This window comes from Flavobacterium aestivum, from assembly GCF_026870175.2.
In the GTDB taxonomy this organism is placed as follows: domain Bacteria; phylum Bacteroidota; class Bacteroidia; order Flavobacteriales; family Flavobacteriaceae; genus Flavobacterium; species Flavobacterium aestivum.
Window position 1 is genome coordinate 2,583,301 of the sequence record NZ_CP113977.2, and the last position, 16,278, is coordinate 2,599,578.

General features: G+C 33.6%; 19 protein-coding genes. 16 read left to right on the plus strand and 3 right to left on the minus strand.

Features of this window, described 5'->3' with window-relative positions:
* Positions 1–17: 17 nt before the first annotated feature.
* Complete coding sequence (locus OZP08_RS11270) at positions 18–578, minus strand: DUF4494 domain-containing protein (RefSeq protein WP_268846193.1); 561 nt, start codon at positions 576–578, stop codon at positions 18–20.
* 250 nt (positions 579–828) lie between these two features.
* Here OZP08_RS11270 and OZP08_RS11275 point away from each other — a divergent pair, with 250 nt between their 5' ends.
* Positions 829–1,407, plus strand: coding sequence for a DUF4256 domain-containing protein (locus OZP08_RS11275; protein WP_268846194.1), 579 nt, complete (start codon positions 829–831; stop codon positions 1,405–1,407).
* Between the two features lie 77 nt (positions 1,408–1,484).
* Here the strand turns inward: OZP08_RS11275 and OZP08_RS11280 are convergent, their stop codons facing one another.
* Positions 1,485–1,916: a hypothetical protein gene (locus tag OZP08_RS11280; RefSeq protein ID WP_281321855.1), complete on the minus strand. Its 432-nt coding sequence runs from the start codon at positions 1,914–1,916 to the stop codon at positions 1,485–1,487.
* Positions 1,917–2,242: 326 nt separating this feature from the next.
* Between OZP08_RS11280 and OZP08_RS11285 the strand changes: the two genes are divergently transcribed.
* On the plus strand, positions 2,243–2,848 hold the full coding sequence (locus OZP08_RS11285) for a hypothetical protein (RefSeq protein WP_281321856.1): 606 nt from the start codon (positions 2,243–2,245) through the stop codon (positions 2,846–2,848).
* A gap of 32 nt (positions 2,849–2,880) precedes the next feature.
* On the opposite strand, the gene OZP08_RS11290 is transcribed toward OZP08_RS11285, so the two are convergent.
* Positions 2,881–4,134 carry an NAD(P)/FAD-dependent oxidoreductase gene (locus tag OZP08_RS11290; protein ID WP_281321857.1) on the minus strand — a complete coding sequence of 418 codons (1,254 nt, stop codon included), beginning with the start codon at positions 4,132–4,134 and terminating at the stop codon, positions 2,881–2,883.
* Between the two features lie 344 nt (positions 4,135–4,478).
* Between OZP08_RS11290 and flxA the strand changes: the two genes are divergently transcribed.
* The 14 genes from flxA (at position 4,479) to OZP08_RS11360 (ending at position 16,277) form a co-directional block, all read left to right on the plus strand.
* Complete coding sequence (gene flxA, locus OZP08_RS11295; RefSeq protein ID WP_281321858.1) at positions 4,479–5,999, plus strand: flexirubin biosynthesis tyrosine ammonia-lyase FlxA; 1,521 nt, start codon at positions 4,479–4,481, stop codon at positions 5,997–5,999.
* A 74-nt stretch (positions 6,000–6,073) separates the two neighbouring features.
* Positions 6,074–6,805, plus strand: coding sequence for a flexirubin biosynthesis SDR family reductase FlxB (gene flxB / locus OZP08_RS11300; RefSeq protein ID WP_268846197.1), 732 nt, complete (start codon positions 6,074–6,076; stop codon positions 6,803–6,805).
* A 17-nt stretch (positions 6,806–6,822) separates the two neighbouring features.
* Positions 6,823–8,058, plus strand: coding sequence for a beta-ketoacyl-[acyl-carrier-protein] synthase family protein (locus tag OZP08_RS11305; protein ID WP_281321859.1), 1,236 nt, complete (start codon positions 6,823–6,825; stop codon positions 8,056–8,058).
* Entirely contained in the window at positions 8,051–8,302 is a 252-nt protein-coding gene (locus OZP08_RS11310; protein WP_268846198.1) for an acyl carrier protein, read from the plus strand. Before OZP08_RS11305 ends, OZP08_RS11310 begins: the two co-directional genes overlap by 8 nt.
* 81 nt (positions 8,303–8,383) lie before the next feature.
* Complete coding sequence (locus OZP08_RS11315; protein WP_281321860.1) at positions 8,384–9,268, plus strand: lysophospholipid acyltransferase family protein; 885 nt, start codon at positions 8,384–8,386, stop codon at positions 9,266–9,268.
* 167 nt (positions 9,269–9,435) lie between these two features.
* Entirely contained in the window at positions 9,436–10,341 is a 906-nt protein-coding gene (locus tag OZP08_RS11320) for an NADPH-dependent FMN reductase family protein (protein ID WP_268846199.1), read from the plus strand.
* Positions 10,342–10,348: 7 nt separating this feature from the next.
* Positions 10,349–11,482, plus strand: coding sequence for a dialkylresorcinol biosynthesis protein DarB (gene darB, locus OZP08_RS11325; protein ID WP_268846200.1), 1,134 nt, complete (start codon positions 10,349–10,351; stop codon positions 11,480–11,482).
* Complete coding sequence (locus tag OZP08_RS11330; RefSeq protein ID WP_281321861.1) at positions 11,482–11,922, plus strand: hotdog family protein; 441 nt, start codon at positions 11,482–11,484, stop codon at positions 11,920–11,922. Before darB ends, OZP08_RS11330 begins: the two co-directional genes overlap by 1 nt.
* A gap of 11 nt (positions 11,923–11,933) precedes the next feature.
* Positions 11,934–12,401: a hotdog family protein gene (locus OZP08_RS11335; RefSeq protein WP_281321862.1), complete on the plus strand. Its 468-nt coding sequence runs from the start codon at positions 11,934–11,936 to the stop codon at positions 12,399–12,401.
* An 8-nt stretch (positions 12,402–12,409) separates the two neighbouring features.
* The gene (gene DarG, locus OZP08_RS11340) at positions 12,410–12,814 is read left to right on the plus strand and encodes a flexirubin biosynthesis protein DarG (RefSeq protein WP_268846201.1); all 405 of its coding nucleotides are present in this window, start codon (positions 12,410–12,412) and stop codon (positions 12,812–12,814) included.
* Positions 12,814–13,812: a BtrH-related acyltransferase DarH gene (gene darH, locus OZP08_RS11345; protein ID WP_281321863.1), complete on the plus strand. Its 999-nt coding sequence runs from the start codon at positions 12,814–12,816 to the stop codon at positions 13,810–13,812. The genes DarG and darH overlap by 1 nt, the downstream gene beginning before the upstream one ends.
* A gap of 69 nt (positions 13,813–13,881) precedes the next feature.
* Positions 13,882–14,580: an ABC transporter ATP-binding protein gene (locus OZP08_RS11350; protein ID WP_268849489.1), complete on the plus strand. Its 699-nt coding sequence runs from the start codon at positions 13,882–13,884 to the stop codon at positions 14,578–14,580.
* A gap of 7 nt (positions 14,581–14,587) precedes the next feature.
* Entirely contained in the window at positions 14,588–15,853 is a 1,266-nt protein-coding gene (locus tag OZP08_RS11355; protein WP_281321864.1) for an ABC transporter permease, read from the plus strand.
* Positions 15,828–16,277, plus strand: coding sequence for an acyl-CoA thioesterase (locus OZP08_RS11360; RefSeq protein ID WP_281321865.1), 450 nt, complete (start codon positions 15,828–15,830; stop codon positions 16,275–16,277). The genes OZP08_RS11355 and OZP08_RS11360 overlap by 26 nt, the downstream gene beginning before the upstream one ends.
* The last annotated feature ends 1 nt before the right edge of the window (position 16,278 follow it).

A 16,278-nucleotide genomic window follows, 5' to 3' on the forward strand; every position in this document is an offset into this window, starting at 1 on the left:
TGTATAATTTTTTACAATTAAACAGTTTCGGCTACAATTTCTGGATCAAATTCCATATGGTCATATGTTTCTGTTGCCTGGTCAGTAGCAGGTTTAGAAGCTTTTAGGGCATTGAATTTTTCTAATTGTTCAGTTTCACCTTCTTCACCACTAAAATAAGGAAAAACATCCATAATCGGAGATTCTGAAATTGCAGGTATGGTATATTCACCCATAGTGTTTTTCATTACTATAATTGTGTTGTCATAAGCTTCTCTTACATCATTGGCTTGTACTAACATGTACATATTGGACTTACGCTCTTTACCACTTTCTTCGTCATAAGCCAATAAAGAAACTTTAGATTTAAACCAACGGTCAGCATTTTCGAAAGGATGTATTTCTGCGTAATTAGCCACTTTTATATTTGTGATTTTAAACTCTTCACTGATATAGGCAGACATTTCTTCATTAATTCTACTTTCGGCTTCGGTATAAGATAAAGCATCTACCAAATAAGGTTCTGTTGTAACCTTTTGTCCACCAGTTTCGTCTGTCTTTCTATATTTTACTTTGCATTCGTACCAAATTGTGCTCATCTATTTTTTTTTTTAAGGATGCCAAAGATAGATTTTAAAGGAAAAAGAAATGTACCATTCATAAAATAGATATTCACAATTTAGGAAGAGTGTTTAGAGTGCTTTTTTCGGATTGTTATGCTCTTGCGATATTCAGTTTGGTTTCAGGTAAATGAGTTAAATATGATCCGATTTCTTATAATAGAATGACAATTTAATGTAGTTTAAATCCATTATATTTACTTTTTGAAGAATTAAAAAATGATTGATTATGGCAATAGAAAATAAAAAGGAGTTATCATCAGAACAAAGTTCAGTACTACTTAAAACATTAAAAAATCGTTTTGAGAAAAATAAGAACCGTCACAAAGACCTTGAATGGGATAATGTGCAAGCAAAATTAGAAGTTAATTCAGGTAATAATGAAAAATTGTGGTCGCTCAATGAAATGGAAAAAACTGGGGGAGAACCTGATGTTGTTGGCTATGATGAAAAGACAGATGAATATCTTTTTTATGATTGCTCAGCCGAAAGCCCTAAAGGACGTAGAAGTCTTTGCTATGACCGTGAAGCATTAGATTCAAGAAAAGAGCATAAACCCGAAAATAGTGCTATAGATATGGCTGCAAGCATGGGTATTGAACTTTTAACCGAAGAACAATATCGGGAGTTACAACAACTAGGTAATTTCGACATGAAAACATCGAACTGGGTGAAAACCCCTTCGGAGATTAGAAAACTTGGAGGAGCTATCTTTGTTGATTTTCGATACAACAATGTTTTTGTGTATCACAATGGTGCCTCATCTTATTATGCCGTTAGAGGATTTCGTGGAGTGTTGAGGGTTTAAATCTAGCAAGGACAATTGCATTAATAAAAAAAGCAAAATCGATTAGATTTTGCTTTTTTTAAGGGATTTATAACTCATTAGTATAACATTTGCACCAATGGTGTTACTGCAGAAGCCGATTTTGGCAATAAAGAAGTAAGAGCTGTAAATTGGGTTGGGCTAATTATTTTTTTCATTTTGGTAGTAAAGGATTCTCTGTTTGTAGCCATTTTTGAATTATAAGCTGCTTTATCTGTTGCCATAGTTGGCAAAAGGTTTTTCTTTTTATTTAATGTTTCATTTACTAATGAATTAACAGCTGGTTTTTGAGCTTCGGTTAATTTTAATTTAGGAGATAATAGTCCCATTATTTGGTTTGAAATACTCGCTACATCAAATGAAGTTGCTGAGGCAGCAGCTGCTGTTTTGTTTACAGCGTTAGTTGCTTTTGTAATATCTCCCATGCTTTGAGCATTGGCAAATGAAATGGTTCCCAAGAGAACTGCTGTGATAAATAGATTTTTTTTCATAGTTGTTTGTTTTAATGTGTTGTTTTATAGAAAGTTAAATATACGAAAAAATGTAAGTTTTTCGCGATTTTATTTTTTTTATGATGATTATGTGATTGGTATAGAGTGGAGTACGGGCTTGTTTTGAGTTTTATTGTAATTATTATTAAAGAAAGAGATTGCAAGAAAATAGTAAGATGCTGAATTTGACTTTGAATTAAACTGAACAGCAACGCATTAGGGGTTAAAAAAGTTGTAAGTATTTTGTGTTTAATAGCATAATTAACAAGTAATATTTTCTATATTTGAAACCTGTAATTTTTAGATAATAATTAAAAAGCTAATAAATGAAAAAAATTGTTTTTGCAGTATTGTTCGTAACCTCAGTTATGGCTGCACAAGATATGAAAGTTGTAAAAGGAGATTTTGGATTCTTAAAGGATCAGAAAGAAGTTAATATTGTATTCGATTATTCGAAAATGACTCTTTTGAAAGAGAAATATCCTGAAAAAGAATACGTTGCTAACAGAACCAAAGAGTTAAATGAAAAGATGAAATCATCAGGTGATGTATGGAAAAAGAAATGGGATACAAGTAAGGAGCAAATTTGGAATCCAAAATTTTTAGAATTAATGAATGTTGTTTATTCTAAAGATAATAAAGATGTAAATTTTCAAGAAGGATTGGCTGCTGCAAAATACACTTTAATTGTAGATGCAATATGGGTTTATCCGGGATGGGATGCTGGAATAATGAAGCAGGCTGCGAAAGTAACGACGCAATTAAAATTTGTTGAAACTAAAAATAAAGCAAATGTTCTGTTGGAAATTTCGAGCGAAAATGCACCAGGAGATCAGTGGGGAAGTAATTTTAGCAATGAATCCAGAATAGGTGAGGGCTTTGCAAAGACTGCAAAATCTTTGGCAAAAATGCTCTTGAAAAAGGCTTACTAAATAATTTTAAAACAAAAAAAATCCTAGTTTAACTAGGATTTTTTTGTTTGCTCACTTTCCATTTCTAGTAAGCGAGCCATATTTTTGATAAGATTGTCGTGCTTTTTCACAAATGGATTTTCGTCATCCCAAACATAACCAGCGAGTACCGCGCATATTTTTCTTTTTACATCTGGATTTTCAGGTTGGTGAAAAAACAAGGTTTGTAGGTTTCCTGTATACCATTCTTTTACGTAAGTGGTAAAAACCGCAATTCCCTTTTTCATATAGGCAGTAAATTCAGTTTCCCAGTCTACAGGTATGCCTTGGGATTCTTTTAGGTACAATTTGGCAGCAAGAATACCGGATTCGGTAGCAAATGCAACTCCAGATGAAAATACAGGATCCAAAAACTCAGAACTGTTTCCGGTAAGAGCAAAGCCGTCTCCGTACATTTTTTTGACAGATCGAGAATAGTTTTCTAATTTGATAGGTTCGAATATAAAATCGACTCCGGCAAATCGTTTGATATAGTATTCAGAAAGCTGAATGGCATTTTTCAATGCTTCGGCGTTGTCTTTATTGGTAGAAAGGGAATTGATAAAATCCGTAGGCCCTACAACGCCAAGACTTGTGTTTCCGTTAGAAAAAGGGATAACCCATAACCAAACTTCGGTTTCAAGAATGTCAAACGAAATCATAGTTCCTTCCTCGCCTTGAGGACGGTTAATATCTACAACATGGGTAAAAATAGACGAATGAGGATCAAGTTTAGAAGGGGTATCTAAATCTAAAAGTCGAGGTAAAACCCTTCCGTAGCCACTAGAATCAATGATGAACTTGGCGTGAATTTCTTTTAGATTTCCATTTTTGTCTTTTACAACAGTTCTCGAATTTTTTCCTTCGAAAGTAACAGAAATCACTTCGGATTCAAATTCTAAATCAATTCCTTTTCGGATCACTTCTTGAGCCATGGTGTTGTCAAAATCGGCTCTAGGCACTTGCCAAGTCCAATCCCAACCTTCGGAAAATTTATTGTTAAAATTAAAAACACAAATTTCTTCTCCTCTTATAAATCGGGCTCCTAATTTTTTTTCAAAATTCATGGCATCCAAACAGTCAAATAATTCTGCTTCTGCAAAATGATCCATGACTCTTGGAATAAGGCTTTCGCCAACCACTATTCGAGGAAATTTTGTTTTTTCTACAACCTTAATCTTGACTCCTTTTTTATAAAGATAGGAAGCAGATACACATCCGGATGGACCAGCTCCTATGATTAAAACATCTACGAATTCTTGCAACATTTTGTGTCTTTGTATTTAAATTTAAACTTCAACACTAATTTTTAATTCAGCATAAAAGAGATATTCTTTATATGTGGTTTTAAAAAAAAGCTATTTTTAAAGTAGTTTTGCTTCAATGTTAATTTTTGTAAAGTTAATTAAACAAACGCATTTTACAGAGGTTTGTTTGTAAGTATTTGCTTTTTATGTAGTTATATTTTAAAAACTAATGCTTTTAAAAAACATTTTGAGTTTTCTTTTATCGTTGAGATTACACTACATTTGCACACATCAAATTAACCACAATAAATTCTAATTAAAAATTATTTGATATTTTTTTTAGTTAAAATAATAGAACAACCATAATGAGTACAATAAACAAGTATTTAAGTTTAGAAGAATTTGAAACCGTAATTTTTGGTAATACTAAATTAGAGATTAGCCCTCTTGTCTTAGATAGGGTTAACGAAAGTTTTGCTTTCCTAAAAGAATTTTCTGAAAATAAAATTATATATGGTGTTAATACTGGTTTTGGACCAATGGCTCAATACCGTATTAAGGATGAAGATCGTTTGCAATTGCAATACAATCTGATCCGTAGTCATGCTTCCGGTACCGGAAAACCATTGAATGCTATTTGTGTAAAAGCTGCTATTTTGGCAAGATTGAATACTTTATCTTTAGGGAACTCAGGTGTTCATCCTTCTTTAATTGAGTTAATGAAGGAATTAATAAACAGAGATATTACTCCTTTGATTTTTGAACACGGTGGAGTGGGTGCAAGTGGAGATTTAGTGCAATTGGCTCATTTGGCTTTGGTTCTTATTGGTGAAGGAGAAGTTTTTTATAAAGGAGAAAGAAGACCTACCCAAGAGGTTTTTGAAATAGAAAAATTAGAGCCAATTAAAGTTGAAATTAGAGAAGGTTTGGCTTTAATGAACGGAACTTCTGTAATGACAGGAATTGGGGTTGTCAATGTGCATAATGCACAGAAATTACTAGATTGGTCGCTTAAATTTTCTTGTGCGATTAATGAGGTTGTTCAAGCCTATGATGACCATTTTTCTGAAGAATTAAACAATACAAAATTACATAAAGGGCAACGTGAAGTAGCCCAAAGAATGAGACAAAACCTAGCGGACAGTACTTTGATCAGAAAAAGAGAAGATCATCTTTATTCTGGAGAAAACACCGAAGAGGTTTTTAAAGAAAAAGTTCAAGAATATTACTCACTAAGATGCGTTCCGCAAATATTGGGTCCAGTACTGGAAACGATAAACAATGTGGCATCTATTCTGGAAGAAGAATTTAACTCGGCAAATGATAATCCGATTATAGATGTAAAAAATCAACATGTATATCACGGAGGTAATTTCCACGGGGATTATATTTCTTTGGAAATGGATAAGTTGAAAATTGTAATTACAAAACTAACGATGCTTGCAGAACGTCAGCTGAATTATTTATTGAATTCAAAAATTAACGAAATTCTGCCTCCATTTGTGAATTTAGGAACCTTGGGATTCAATTTTGGAATGCAAGGAGTACAGTTTACCGCTACTTCGACTACAGCAGAAAATCAAATGTTGTCTAATCCTATGTATGTTCATAGTATTCCAAACAATAATGACAATCAGGATATAGTGAGTATGGGAACCAATGCAGCAGTAGTTACCTCAAAAGTTATTGAGAATTCATTCGAGGTTTTGGCTATAGAATTGATCACTATTGTTCAGGCAATTGATTGTTTAGAGCAAAAAGACCAAATTTCGTCAGTAACCAGAAAAATATACGATGATATTCGTATGATTATTCCAAGATTCGAAAAAGATCAGGTAATGTATCCTTTTGTGCAAAAAGTGAAAGATTATTTGATTAATTGTTAGAAGGCAAAAGGCAAAAGGCAAAAAGTTTTAATTTAAATTCTAAAATCTAAATTCTTCAATCTAAAATATAAAGTATGAAGTGTGCATTGGTAACAGGAGGTTCGAGAGGTATTGGTAGTGCTATTTGCGAAAAATTAGCTGAAGACAGCAGCTATCATATAATGATTAATTATCATTCTAATAAAGAAGCTGCAGAGAAAACATTAGAAGAAGTAATAAAAAGAGGAGCAACTGGCGAAATAATACAGTTTGATGTTGCTAATTTTGAAGAAGTAAAAACAGTTTTGACACAATGGCAAGAGGCGAATCCTGAAGCTATTGTTGAAGCTATCGTAAATAATGCAGGAATCACAAAAGACGGATTATTCATGTGGATGAGCCATGAAGATTGGTCGAGTGTCGTGAATACCAGTTTGAGTGGTTTCTTTAATGTGACCAACTTTTTTATGCAAAAAATGTTGCGCAATAAATACGGGCGAATTGTAAATATGGTTTCTCTTTCCGGTGTAAAAGGAACTGCAGGACAAACCAATTATTCAGCAGCCAAAGGAGCTGTAGTGGCAGCAACCAAAGCTTTGGCACAAGAGGTTGCCAAAAGAAATATTACGGTAAATGCAGTAGCACCAGGATTTATAAGAACGGATATGACTAGCCAGCTTGATGAAAAAGAACTAATAAAAATGGTTCCTGTAAATCGTTTTGGCGAGGCTGAAGAAGTAGCGGATTTAGTTAGTTTCTTAGTGTCAAAGAAATCGAGTTATATTACCGGTGAGGTAATTAATATAAATGGTGGAATTTATTCATAAACAGTAGAATAAAGAAGATGAGTAAGAGAGTTGTCATAACAGGAATGGGGATTTATTCTTGTATAGGAACATCACTAGATGAGGTAAAGGATTCTTTATACCAAGGAAAATCGGGGATTAAGTTCGATCAGGAACGCAAAGATTTTGGTTTCCGTTCTGCATTAACAGGGATGGTTCCTAAGCCGGATTTAAAAAATTTACTGACCAGAAGGCAAAGAATTAGTCTCGGGGAAGAAACCGAGTATGCTTATATGGCAACTATCGAGGCATTAAAAAATGCTAATATTGATGATGCATTTTTCGAGACCAATGAGGTTGGAATCATGTATGGGAATGATAGTGTTTCTAAAGCAATTATTGAAGCAACAGACATTATTAGGGAAAAGAAAGATACGGCATTAATTGGATCAGGGGCTATTTTTAAATCCATGAATTCAACAGTTACAATGAATCTTTCGACTATTTTTAAGTTAAGAGGAATTAATTTAACAGTTAGTGCAGCTTGTGCCAGCGGATCACATTCTATTGGACTGGCTTATTTCTTGATCAAAAGCGGTTTTCAGGAAATGATCATTTGCGGAGGAGCACAAGAAATCAATAAATATGCTATGAGCAGTTTTGATGGTTTGGGTGTTTTTTCTCCTAGAGAGGATGAACCAACCAAGGCCTCAAGACCTTTTGATGCTAATCGCGATGGGCTAATTCCTAGCGGAGGTGGAGCAACTTTGATATTGGAATCATATGAATCGGCGATAAAAAGAGGAGCAACTATTTTGGCAGAAGTTGTAGGATATGGATTTTCATCCAATGGAGGACATATTTCAACTCCAAATGTTGAAGGTCCTTCTATAGCGATGCAAAGAGCATTAGACGAAGCAGGAATAAAAGCCAGTGACGTAGATTATATTAATGCTCATGCAACATCTACACCAGTTGGGGACGAGAATGAAGCAAAAGCTATTTTTCAGGTTTTCGGAGAAAGCAATCCTTATGTGAGTTCTACAAAGTCTATGACAGGGCATGAATGCTGGATGGCAGGGGCGAGCGAGGTGATTTATTCTATTTTGATGATGCAAAACGATTTTATTGCACCGAACATCAATTTAGAAACACCGGCAGAAGATGCCGCAAAATTAAATTTGGTTAAAACTACGTTAAATAAAAAAATTGATATATTTTTGTCCAATTCTTTCGGTTTCGGAGGGACAAATTCAGCGTTAATTGTAAAAAAGTATAATAAAGGGAATGAATAAAGAAGTGATTATAGAGAAAGTTATAGGATTCTTAATTGAAGAATTTGAAGTGGATGGTGATGATATTCAGCCTGATGCGATCTTGAAAGATACTTTACAATTAGATAGTTTAGATTATGTTGATTTAGTGGTTTCTATTGAATCTAATTTTGGTGTGAAATTGGTTGAGGCTGATTTTGCCGGGATTTCGACTTTTCAAACTTTCTATGATTTAATAGATAATAAACTAAAACTTAAAGTATAATTTATATTTTTTAGATGTTGCAATCTAAAATCTACACACGTCCCGAACCTTTGGTGTCGGGACTAAAATCTCCAATCTAAAATGAGTCAATGGGATGGTAAGTCTAAAGGAACTGTTTTAGGGTATAGAATTTTTGTTTTTTTAATAAAGAAAGCAGGAATCAAAACGGCTTACGGATTACTTTATTTTGTAGCATCCTATTATTTCCTTTTTCTAAAGAAAAGTAATCAATCGATTTTTTATTATTTCAATAAAAGGTTGGGTTATTCGTATTTTAAATCAAAACTTCACGTATTTAAAAGTTACTTTACCTTTGGTCAAACGATAATAGATAAAATAGCTATTTCTGCGGGAATGCGTGATCGATTTACGTATGAGTTTGATGGAGTAGAGATCTTGAAAGGACTTTTATCAGATAAAAAAGGGGGAGTTCTTATTAGTGCCCATATTGGGAATTTTGAAATTGCCGAATATTTTTTTGGGGAAATAGATGTTGAATTTCAGATCAATTTAGTTACTACAGATCTTGAGCATTCCGCTATAAAAAATTACCTGGAGAGCATTTCAAAAAAGCCCACGGTTCAGTTTATTATCATAAAAGAAGATTTGTCGCATATTTTCGAGATAAATGCAGCTTTGGCAAGAAACGAATTGGTTTGTTTTACCGGTGATAGATATTTTGAAGGAGTGAAATCTCTGGAAGAAGAATTATTAGGTAAAGAAGCTCGTTTTCCTGCTGGTCCCTTTTTGATAGCTTCACGATTAAAAGTACCAGTTGTTTTTGTTTATGTAATGAAAGAACCTAATTTGCATTACCATTTGTATACGCGAAGAGCAAATGTAAGCCATAGGGATGAAAAAGGATTGCTCAAAGACTATGTTCTAAATTTAGAAGCAATGCTAAAGAAATATCCTTTGCAATGGTTTAATTATTTTGATTTTTGGAATCAAATTAAAAATCAATAATTGTTACTATAGACTGTTTTTTTGTTTTTTAGACTACTTTTACGGAGTATTAATTCGGAGTAGATTTGTAAAAAAGAGATTATAAATTAAGAAATTTCAAAGAATTAAACGACTATTAGTATTAATTATATTTTTAAGTTAAATTCGCTTTTTTTAAAACCAATAAAATGAAAAACGTCCTTGTAGTCTATTATTCCCAATCAGGACAATTAGAATCTATTGCCAGAAATATTGCAAAACCACTTTTAAATTCGGATGAAATAAATGTATTATTTCATGAAATTCAACTCGAAAAGCCTTTTCCGTTTCCTTGGAACAATGACGCTTTTTTTGGAGCATTCCCAGAATCATTTTTGCAAATACCAACAGCATTGAAGCCTGTTTCTGAAGAAATAATGAATACCAAATTCGATTTGATTCTGTTAAATTATCAGGTTTGGTATCTAACGCCTTCTATTCCGACCAATTCATTTTTGAAAAGCCCTGAGGCAAAACAACTATTGAATAACACCCCAGTTGTAACCATAAATGGTTCCAGAAATATGTGGGTTATGGCACAGGAAAAAGTCAAGGCGCTATTGAAACAGAACAATGCATCCTTAAAAGGAAATATAGCCTTGGTGGATAGAGTAGGGAATCTGATAAGCGTTATTACAATAGTAGAATGGATGTTCTCTGGAGTGAAAAAGAAATATTTAGGAATTTTTCCTCTGCCGGGAGTTTCAGATAAAGATATTAATGAATCAACAAAATTTGGAGAAGTGATTCTGTCAAGTTTGCAGGAAAATGACCTAGATCATTTGCAGCAAAAATTAGTTGATATTGATGCGGTTAAAGTAAGTTCTTACTTAGTTACTGTTGATAGAACAGCCAATAAAATTTTTGCAAAATGGTCTAATCTGATTATCAACAAAGGGGAATCCAGAAAAACTTGGACAAAGGTTTTTAAAGTGTATTTGTTGTTGGCTATTTGGTTAATCTCACCAATAGTTTATATATTGCACCTTCTTACCTATCCGTTAAAGGTTCAAAAAATAAGGAAAGAATTAGCATATTATAAAGGAGTAAATTAAGATTATTATGTTTGATGTATATATTACAAAAGCGGCTAAATGTTTGCCAAATGAAGCCGTTTCAAATGATGAAATGGAAGATTATTTAGGGCTAATCAATGAAACCGCATCCAAAGCAAGAAGATTAATATTAAGAAATAATAAAATTGTAACCCGTTATTATGCTATAGATAAAAAAGGGAAAAGCACACATAATAATGCCGAATTGACTAATAATGCGATTCAAGGATTATTTGATGACCGTTTTACAGCACAAGATATAGAGTTATTGTCTTGTGGTACAACTACACCAGATGTACTCGTGCCTTCACATTCATCAATGGTGCATGGATTGTTGAAAAACAAATCAGTAGAATTAAACTCTTCTTCAGGAGTTTGTTGTGCTGGTATGAATGCTTTAAAATTTGGCTACCTATCTATTAAATCAGGTAATACACAAAATGCTGTTTGTACAGGATCCGAAAAATTATCTACTTGGATGTTGTCTGAAAAATTCGAGAACGAAGTGGTTAATTTAAAAAATCTTGAAGAGCAACCTATTTTAGCTTTCAAAAAAGATTTCTTGCGTTGGATGTTGTCTGATGGAGCTGGAGCTTTTTTATTAGAAAATAAACCAAACGGTTCAATCTCTTTAAAGATTGAATGGATGGAAGCTTTTTCGTATGCATACGAGCTTGAAACCTGTATGTATGCAGGTGGTGATAAATTAGAAAATGGTGAAATCAAGCCTTGGAATGATTACCATCCAAAGGAATGGTTGACGGAATCATTATTTGCTTTCAAACAGGATGTAAAATTATTGGATGAGTTTATTTTGGTAAAAGGTGCACTAAGTATGAGTGATGCTTTGTCTAAAAATAATGTTTCAGCAGAGGAAATCGATTTCTTCCTGCCACACGTTTCTTCTCATTATTTTGTTGAAGGATTGAGTAAATCATTGGCAGATAAAGGTATGGTTATACCAATGGAAAAATGGTTTATGAATTTGGCACATGTTGGTAATGTAGGAGCGGCATCTATTTATTTAGCTTTAGAAGAATTAATAGGTTCAGGAAAACTAAAAAAAGGAAATAAAATACTTTTATCAGTTCCGGAAAGTGGTCGTTTTTCTTATGCGTATGCTTACTTAACGGTTTGCTAATGATAGAATCTACAATTGATAAAGGTTTAGATAAGGAATTTGTTGGAAGTTTAATACCGCAAAAGTTTCCTTTTGTGATGGTAGATAAGCTATACACTTATACAGAAACATCATTAGTATCAGGATTTACAATTGATGAAAATGCTCTTTTTTTTCAAAATGGGAATTTTAAAGAATCTGGAATTATAGAGCATATGGCTCAATCTGTAGCTTTGCACACAGGTTATCAATTTTATTTAAGACAAGAACAAGCACCAACAGGATACATTGGTTCAATAAAAGATATTGTAATAAATGAACTGCCTAAACTTCATGACGAAATACAAACTACAGTTTCTATTTTACAGGAATTTGCAGGGGTAACTTTGGTTGATGTTGTAACCAAATTAAACAATGTCGAAATAGCAAAAGGTCAAATGAAGACCGTTTTGGCTAAATAAGTTTGAAAGCCGTGGAAAAAAAAGAAACTTCAAGTCTAGTTGATATCAAAAAGTATTTGCCTCACAGAGCGCCAATGCTTATGGTGGATATGATTTTAGAAATGGATGATGAAAAAGTCGAAACCATTTTTGAAATTAAACCGGATAATATTTTTATAGAGAATGGATTTTTTATCGAATCCGGACTGATAGAAAATATGGCACAAACGTGTTCCTCGGTAGTAGCCAAAGATTATTTTATTGACGAGGATAAGAATGATAAAACGGGTGTAAATGTAGTTGGTTTTATAAGTGGTATAAAAACGCTAAAAGTTCACTCTTTGCCGCAGGTAGGCACTGTTATTTATACAAAAGCGGTATTATTATCAAAGTTTATCACTGATTCCTATAGTTTGTGTACCATGAAGTGTCAAACATTTAGAGAAGATGAAGTGCTTTTAGAAGGTGAAATCACACTGTTTATTCAGGAAAATAAATAATAGCTAAAATGAAAAAAGACGAAGTTCCCCAAGACAAAGGCAATCTTTCTAATAAAAACATGAAAGAGCTAGTTTATGCCACGGATGAAAATGGTAATTATACTACTGCTTTGAGTACCGGTTGGGAACCCAAAACCATTGCACTTTCTAATTCTATTGATGAGATAAGCGAGCGAATTGAAATTGCAAAGTCCAAAGTGGCAAACAATGAAGTGAGTCCAATTTATTATTATATGGAGTTTTGCAGAATGGATATTGGAGTTCTTTCCAGTTATGTGGGAATGTGGCAATGGCGTGTAAAAAGACACTTCAAACCCAAAGTTTTTGACAAATTAAGTGATACTATTTTAAAAAAATATGCAGAATCATTCAATATCACTATTGAAGAATTGAAAAATTTTAAAGCGAATTAATGGAAACAAATTTCACACATCATCAATCAGCTCATTGTGAGAATGGAGTTGCGTCCAATTTGTTAAAGCATAATGGATTAAATATTAGCGAACCTATGGTTTTCGGGATTGGCTCTGGGCTTTTCTTTGTTTATATCCCTTTTCTTAAAGTAAATTATGCCCCTGCGATCAGTTACAGACCGATGCCGGGTTTAATTTTTAATAAACTGGCCAAACGTTTAGGCCTTAAAATCAAGAGACAAAAATTTTCTAGTGAAGCCAATGCCATTAAAGCATTAGACGAAAATTTAAAAAATAATATACCATCTGGATTACAAGTAGGAGTATATAACTTGACCTATTTTCCAGATGAATACCGTTTTCATTTTAACGCCCATAACTTAGTGGTTTATGGGAAAACAGAAACAGATTACTTAATTAGTGATCCTGTTATGGAAAACGTAACGACACTAACTCATGCCGAATTGAATAAAGTTCGTTTTGCCAAAGGGGCTTTTGCTCCAAGAGGACAAATGTATTATCCAATTCAGGTTCCTGCGAATGTAGATTTGAAAGGAGCAATCATCAAAGGAATAAAAAACACTTGTCGAGATATGTTGGCGCCAATGCCAATCGTTGGAGTGCGTGGTATTCGATATGTAGCCAAGCTGATTAAAAAATGGCCTGTAAAAGAAGGAAATAAAAAAGCCAATCATTATTTGGCTCAAATAGTACGCATGCAGGAAGAAATTGGTACAGGTGGTGGTGGTTTCAGATTTATATATGCCGCTTTCTTGCAAGAAGCTGCGGTAGTGTTAGGAAATGCTGAACTGCAAACCTTATCATTAGAAATGACGGCTATAGGCGATTTATGGAGAGATTTTGCAGTAGAAGCTTCTAGAGTTTACAAAAAAAGAAGTACGAAAGCTGATGTTTACAATGCACTTTCGGATGAGCTTTTGGCTATAGCTGATAAAGAAGAAGTTTTCTTTAAGAAACTAAAGAAAGCCATAAGCTAAAAAAAAGTTATCCTTTTGAAATCCATTATCCAAATATCAAATTTATCTAAAATGTTCAAAGATGCCGAAATGTATTCTTTGGATAATTTTTCTTTGGATGTAAAAGAAGGAGAAATTTTTGGATTACTTGGTCCCAATGGAGCGGGAAAAACCACTTTGATTTCTATACTTTGTGGATTGATAAAACCAACTTCAGGAACTTTTGCCATAGATAATTTGACATATGGCAAGAATGCAAATGAAATCAAAAAAATCATAGGTGTAGTACCACAAGAATATGCATTATACCCAACCTTAACCGCAAGGGAAAATTTACTGTATTTCGGGAGCATGTATGGTTTAAAAGGGGATAATCTTAAAGAAAAAGTAATAGACAGTCTTGAGTTTCTTGGATTGTTGAAATTTGCAGACAAGCGTATCGAAACTTTTTCCGGAGGGATGAAACGTCGTGTTAATTTGATTGCGGGAATACTCCATGACCCTAAAGTACTTTTTCTTGACGAACCAACAGTTGGAGTAGATGTACATTCTAAAAATGTTATTATTGACTACCTTAAAGAACTCAATAAAACCGGGACAACCATTATTTACACCTCCCATCATTTGTCAGAAGCACAGGATTTTTGTACCCATATAGCTATTGTAGATAGAGGGATTGTTTATGCCGAAGGAACTCCTAAGGATTTGATAACAGCTACTGCAAATGCCAGAAATCTGGAAGATGTCTTTATTTCATTAACCGGAAAAGAGTTGAGAGATGCTATATAAGCTTTGGATGTCAGTTTATAAAGAGTTCTTGTTGTTAAAACGAGATATAGGAGGTGTAGTGACACTTTTTTTGATGCCGTTGGTATTAATAATAGTGGTTACGCTCATTCAAGACAGTACATTTAAAACAATAAATGATTCTAAAATACCTGTTCTTTTAGTCGATTATGACAAAGGGAATGTTTCTAAAACGATTTTTGATAACTTACAAAAAAGTGACGTTTTTAGTGTTGTTACAGCAATAGATAACCAACCAATTACAGAAACAGTTGCCAAAGAAGCTGTTTTTAAGGGAAAATACCAAATGGCAATAGTTATTCCGTCACATTTAAGCACGGATTTACAGGCAAAGATTGATCAGAACGTTCAAAAAATTGTCAGTAGCTTAGGTTTTGCTGATTCTTTGGCTACAAAACCAAAGGCTAAATTGGTTGATCAAAAAGAAGTTAAACTCTATTTTGATCCGGCAGTTCAGTTAAGTTTCAAGAGTGGTGTAATGAATGGGATTGATAAAATGATTTCCCAAATAGAAACCAAATCTATCTATACTACTTTCCAAGATCAATTAGGCGAGGGAGATACCAGTTTCGAACAAAAAAGTTTTATTAAATTCAAAGAGATCGTTCCCAGAATTAACAACAAAGAGAGTATTCCAAATTCAGTACAGCATAATGTACCGGCTTGGACACTTTTTGCTATATTTTTTATAGTAGTTCCATTGTCAATTAATATAGTAAAAGAGAAAACACAAGGAACTTTTATAAGGTTGCGAACCAATCCTGTTTCTAATACAATCGTTTTGGCTGGTAAAACAGTAATGTATTCCATCATTTGCTTAATTCAGTTTTACATGATGATTGCATTGGCAGTATTTTTATTTCCTTATTTAGGATTACCGGCACTGAATGTTGAAGGTAATTTGATTTTGATGAGCATAGTCGCTTTATTTTCGGGATTAGCCGCTATAGGTTTTGGAACATTATTGGGGACTATTGCCAAAACGCAAGAACAGTCGGCTCCTTTTGGTGCTACCTCTGTAATAATTTTGGCTGCGATTGGAGGAGTTTGGGTTCCAGTATTTGCCATGCCAAAAATTATGCAAGTCATTGCACAATCTTCGCCAATGAACTGGGGGTTAGAAGCTTTTTATGATGTACTTTTGCGCAACGGAACATTTTGGGACTTAATTCCGGAATTATTTTTATTATTTTTATTTTTCATAGTTACCACAACCTTAGCATTGCTGTATGATAAGAAGAAAAGAGCTGTATAAAGAGGCAACTGATTTGACTGTGTCACAAGAGATCCGAGTGCGGTTTAATGAAACTGATCCGCTAGGAATAGTGTGGCACGGGTATTATATTACTTATTTTGAAGACGGGAGAGAAGCCTTTGGTCGTCATCATGGGATTTCCTATTTGGATATTGCTCGTAGTGGTTATACAACTCCAATCGTAAAATCTACCTGTGAGCATAAATTATCTTTGCGTTATGGTGATGTGTTTCGTATAGAAACAACTATTGTTGATACGCCAGCGGCAAAAATGATTTTTAGATATACCATATTCGATGCCAAAAACGAAATTGCCTGTACCGGAGAAACCGTTCAGGTGTTTCTGGACAAAGATGGAGAATTAATGCTAACCAATCCTCCGTTTTTTGAAGAGTGGAAACGAAAAGTGGGTTTGATAAAATAGA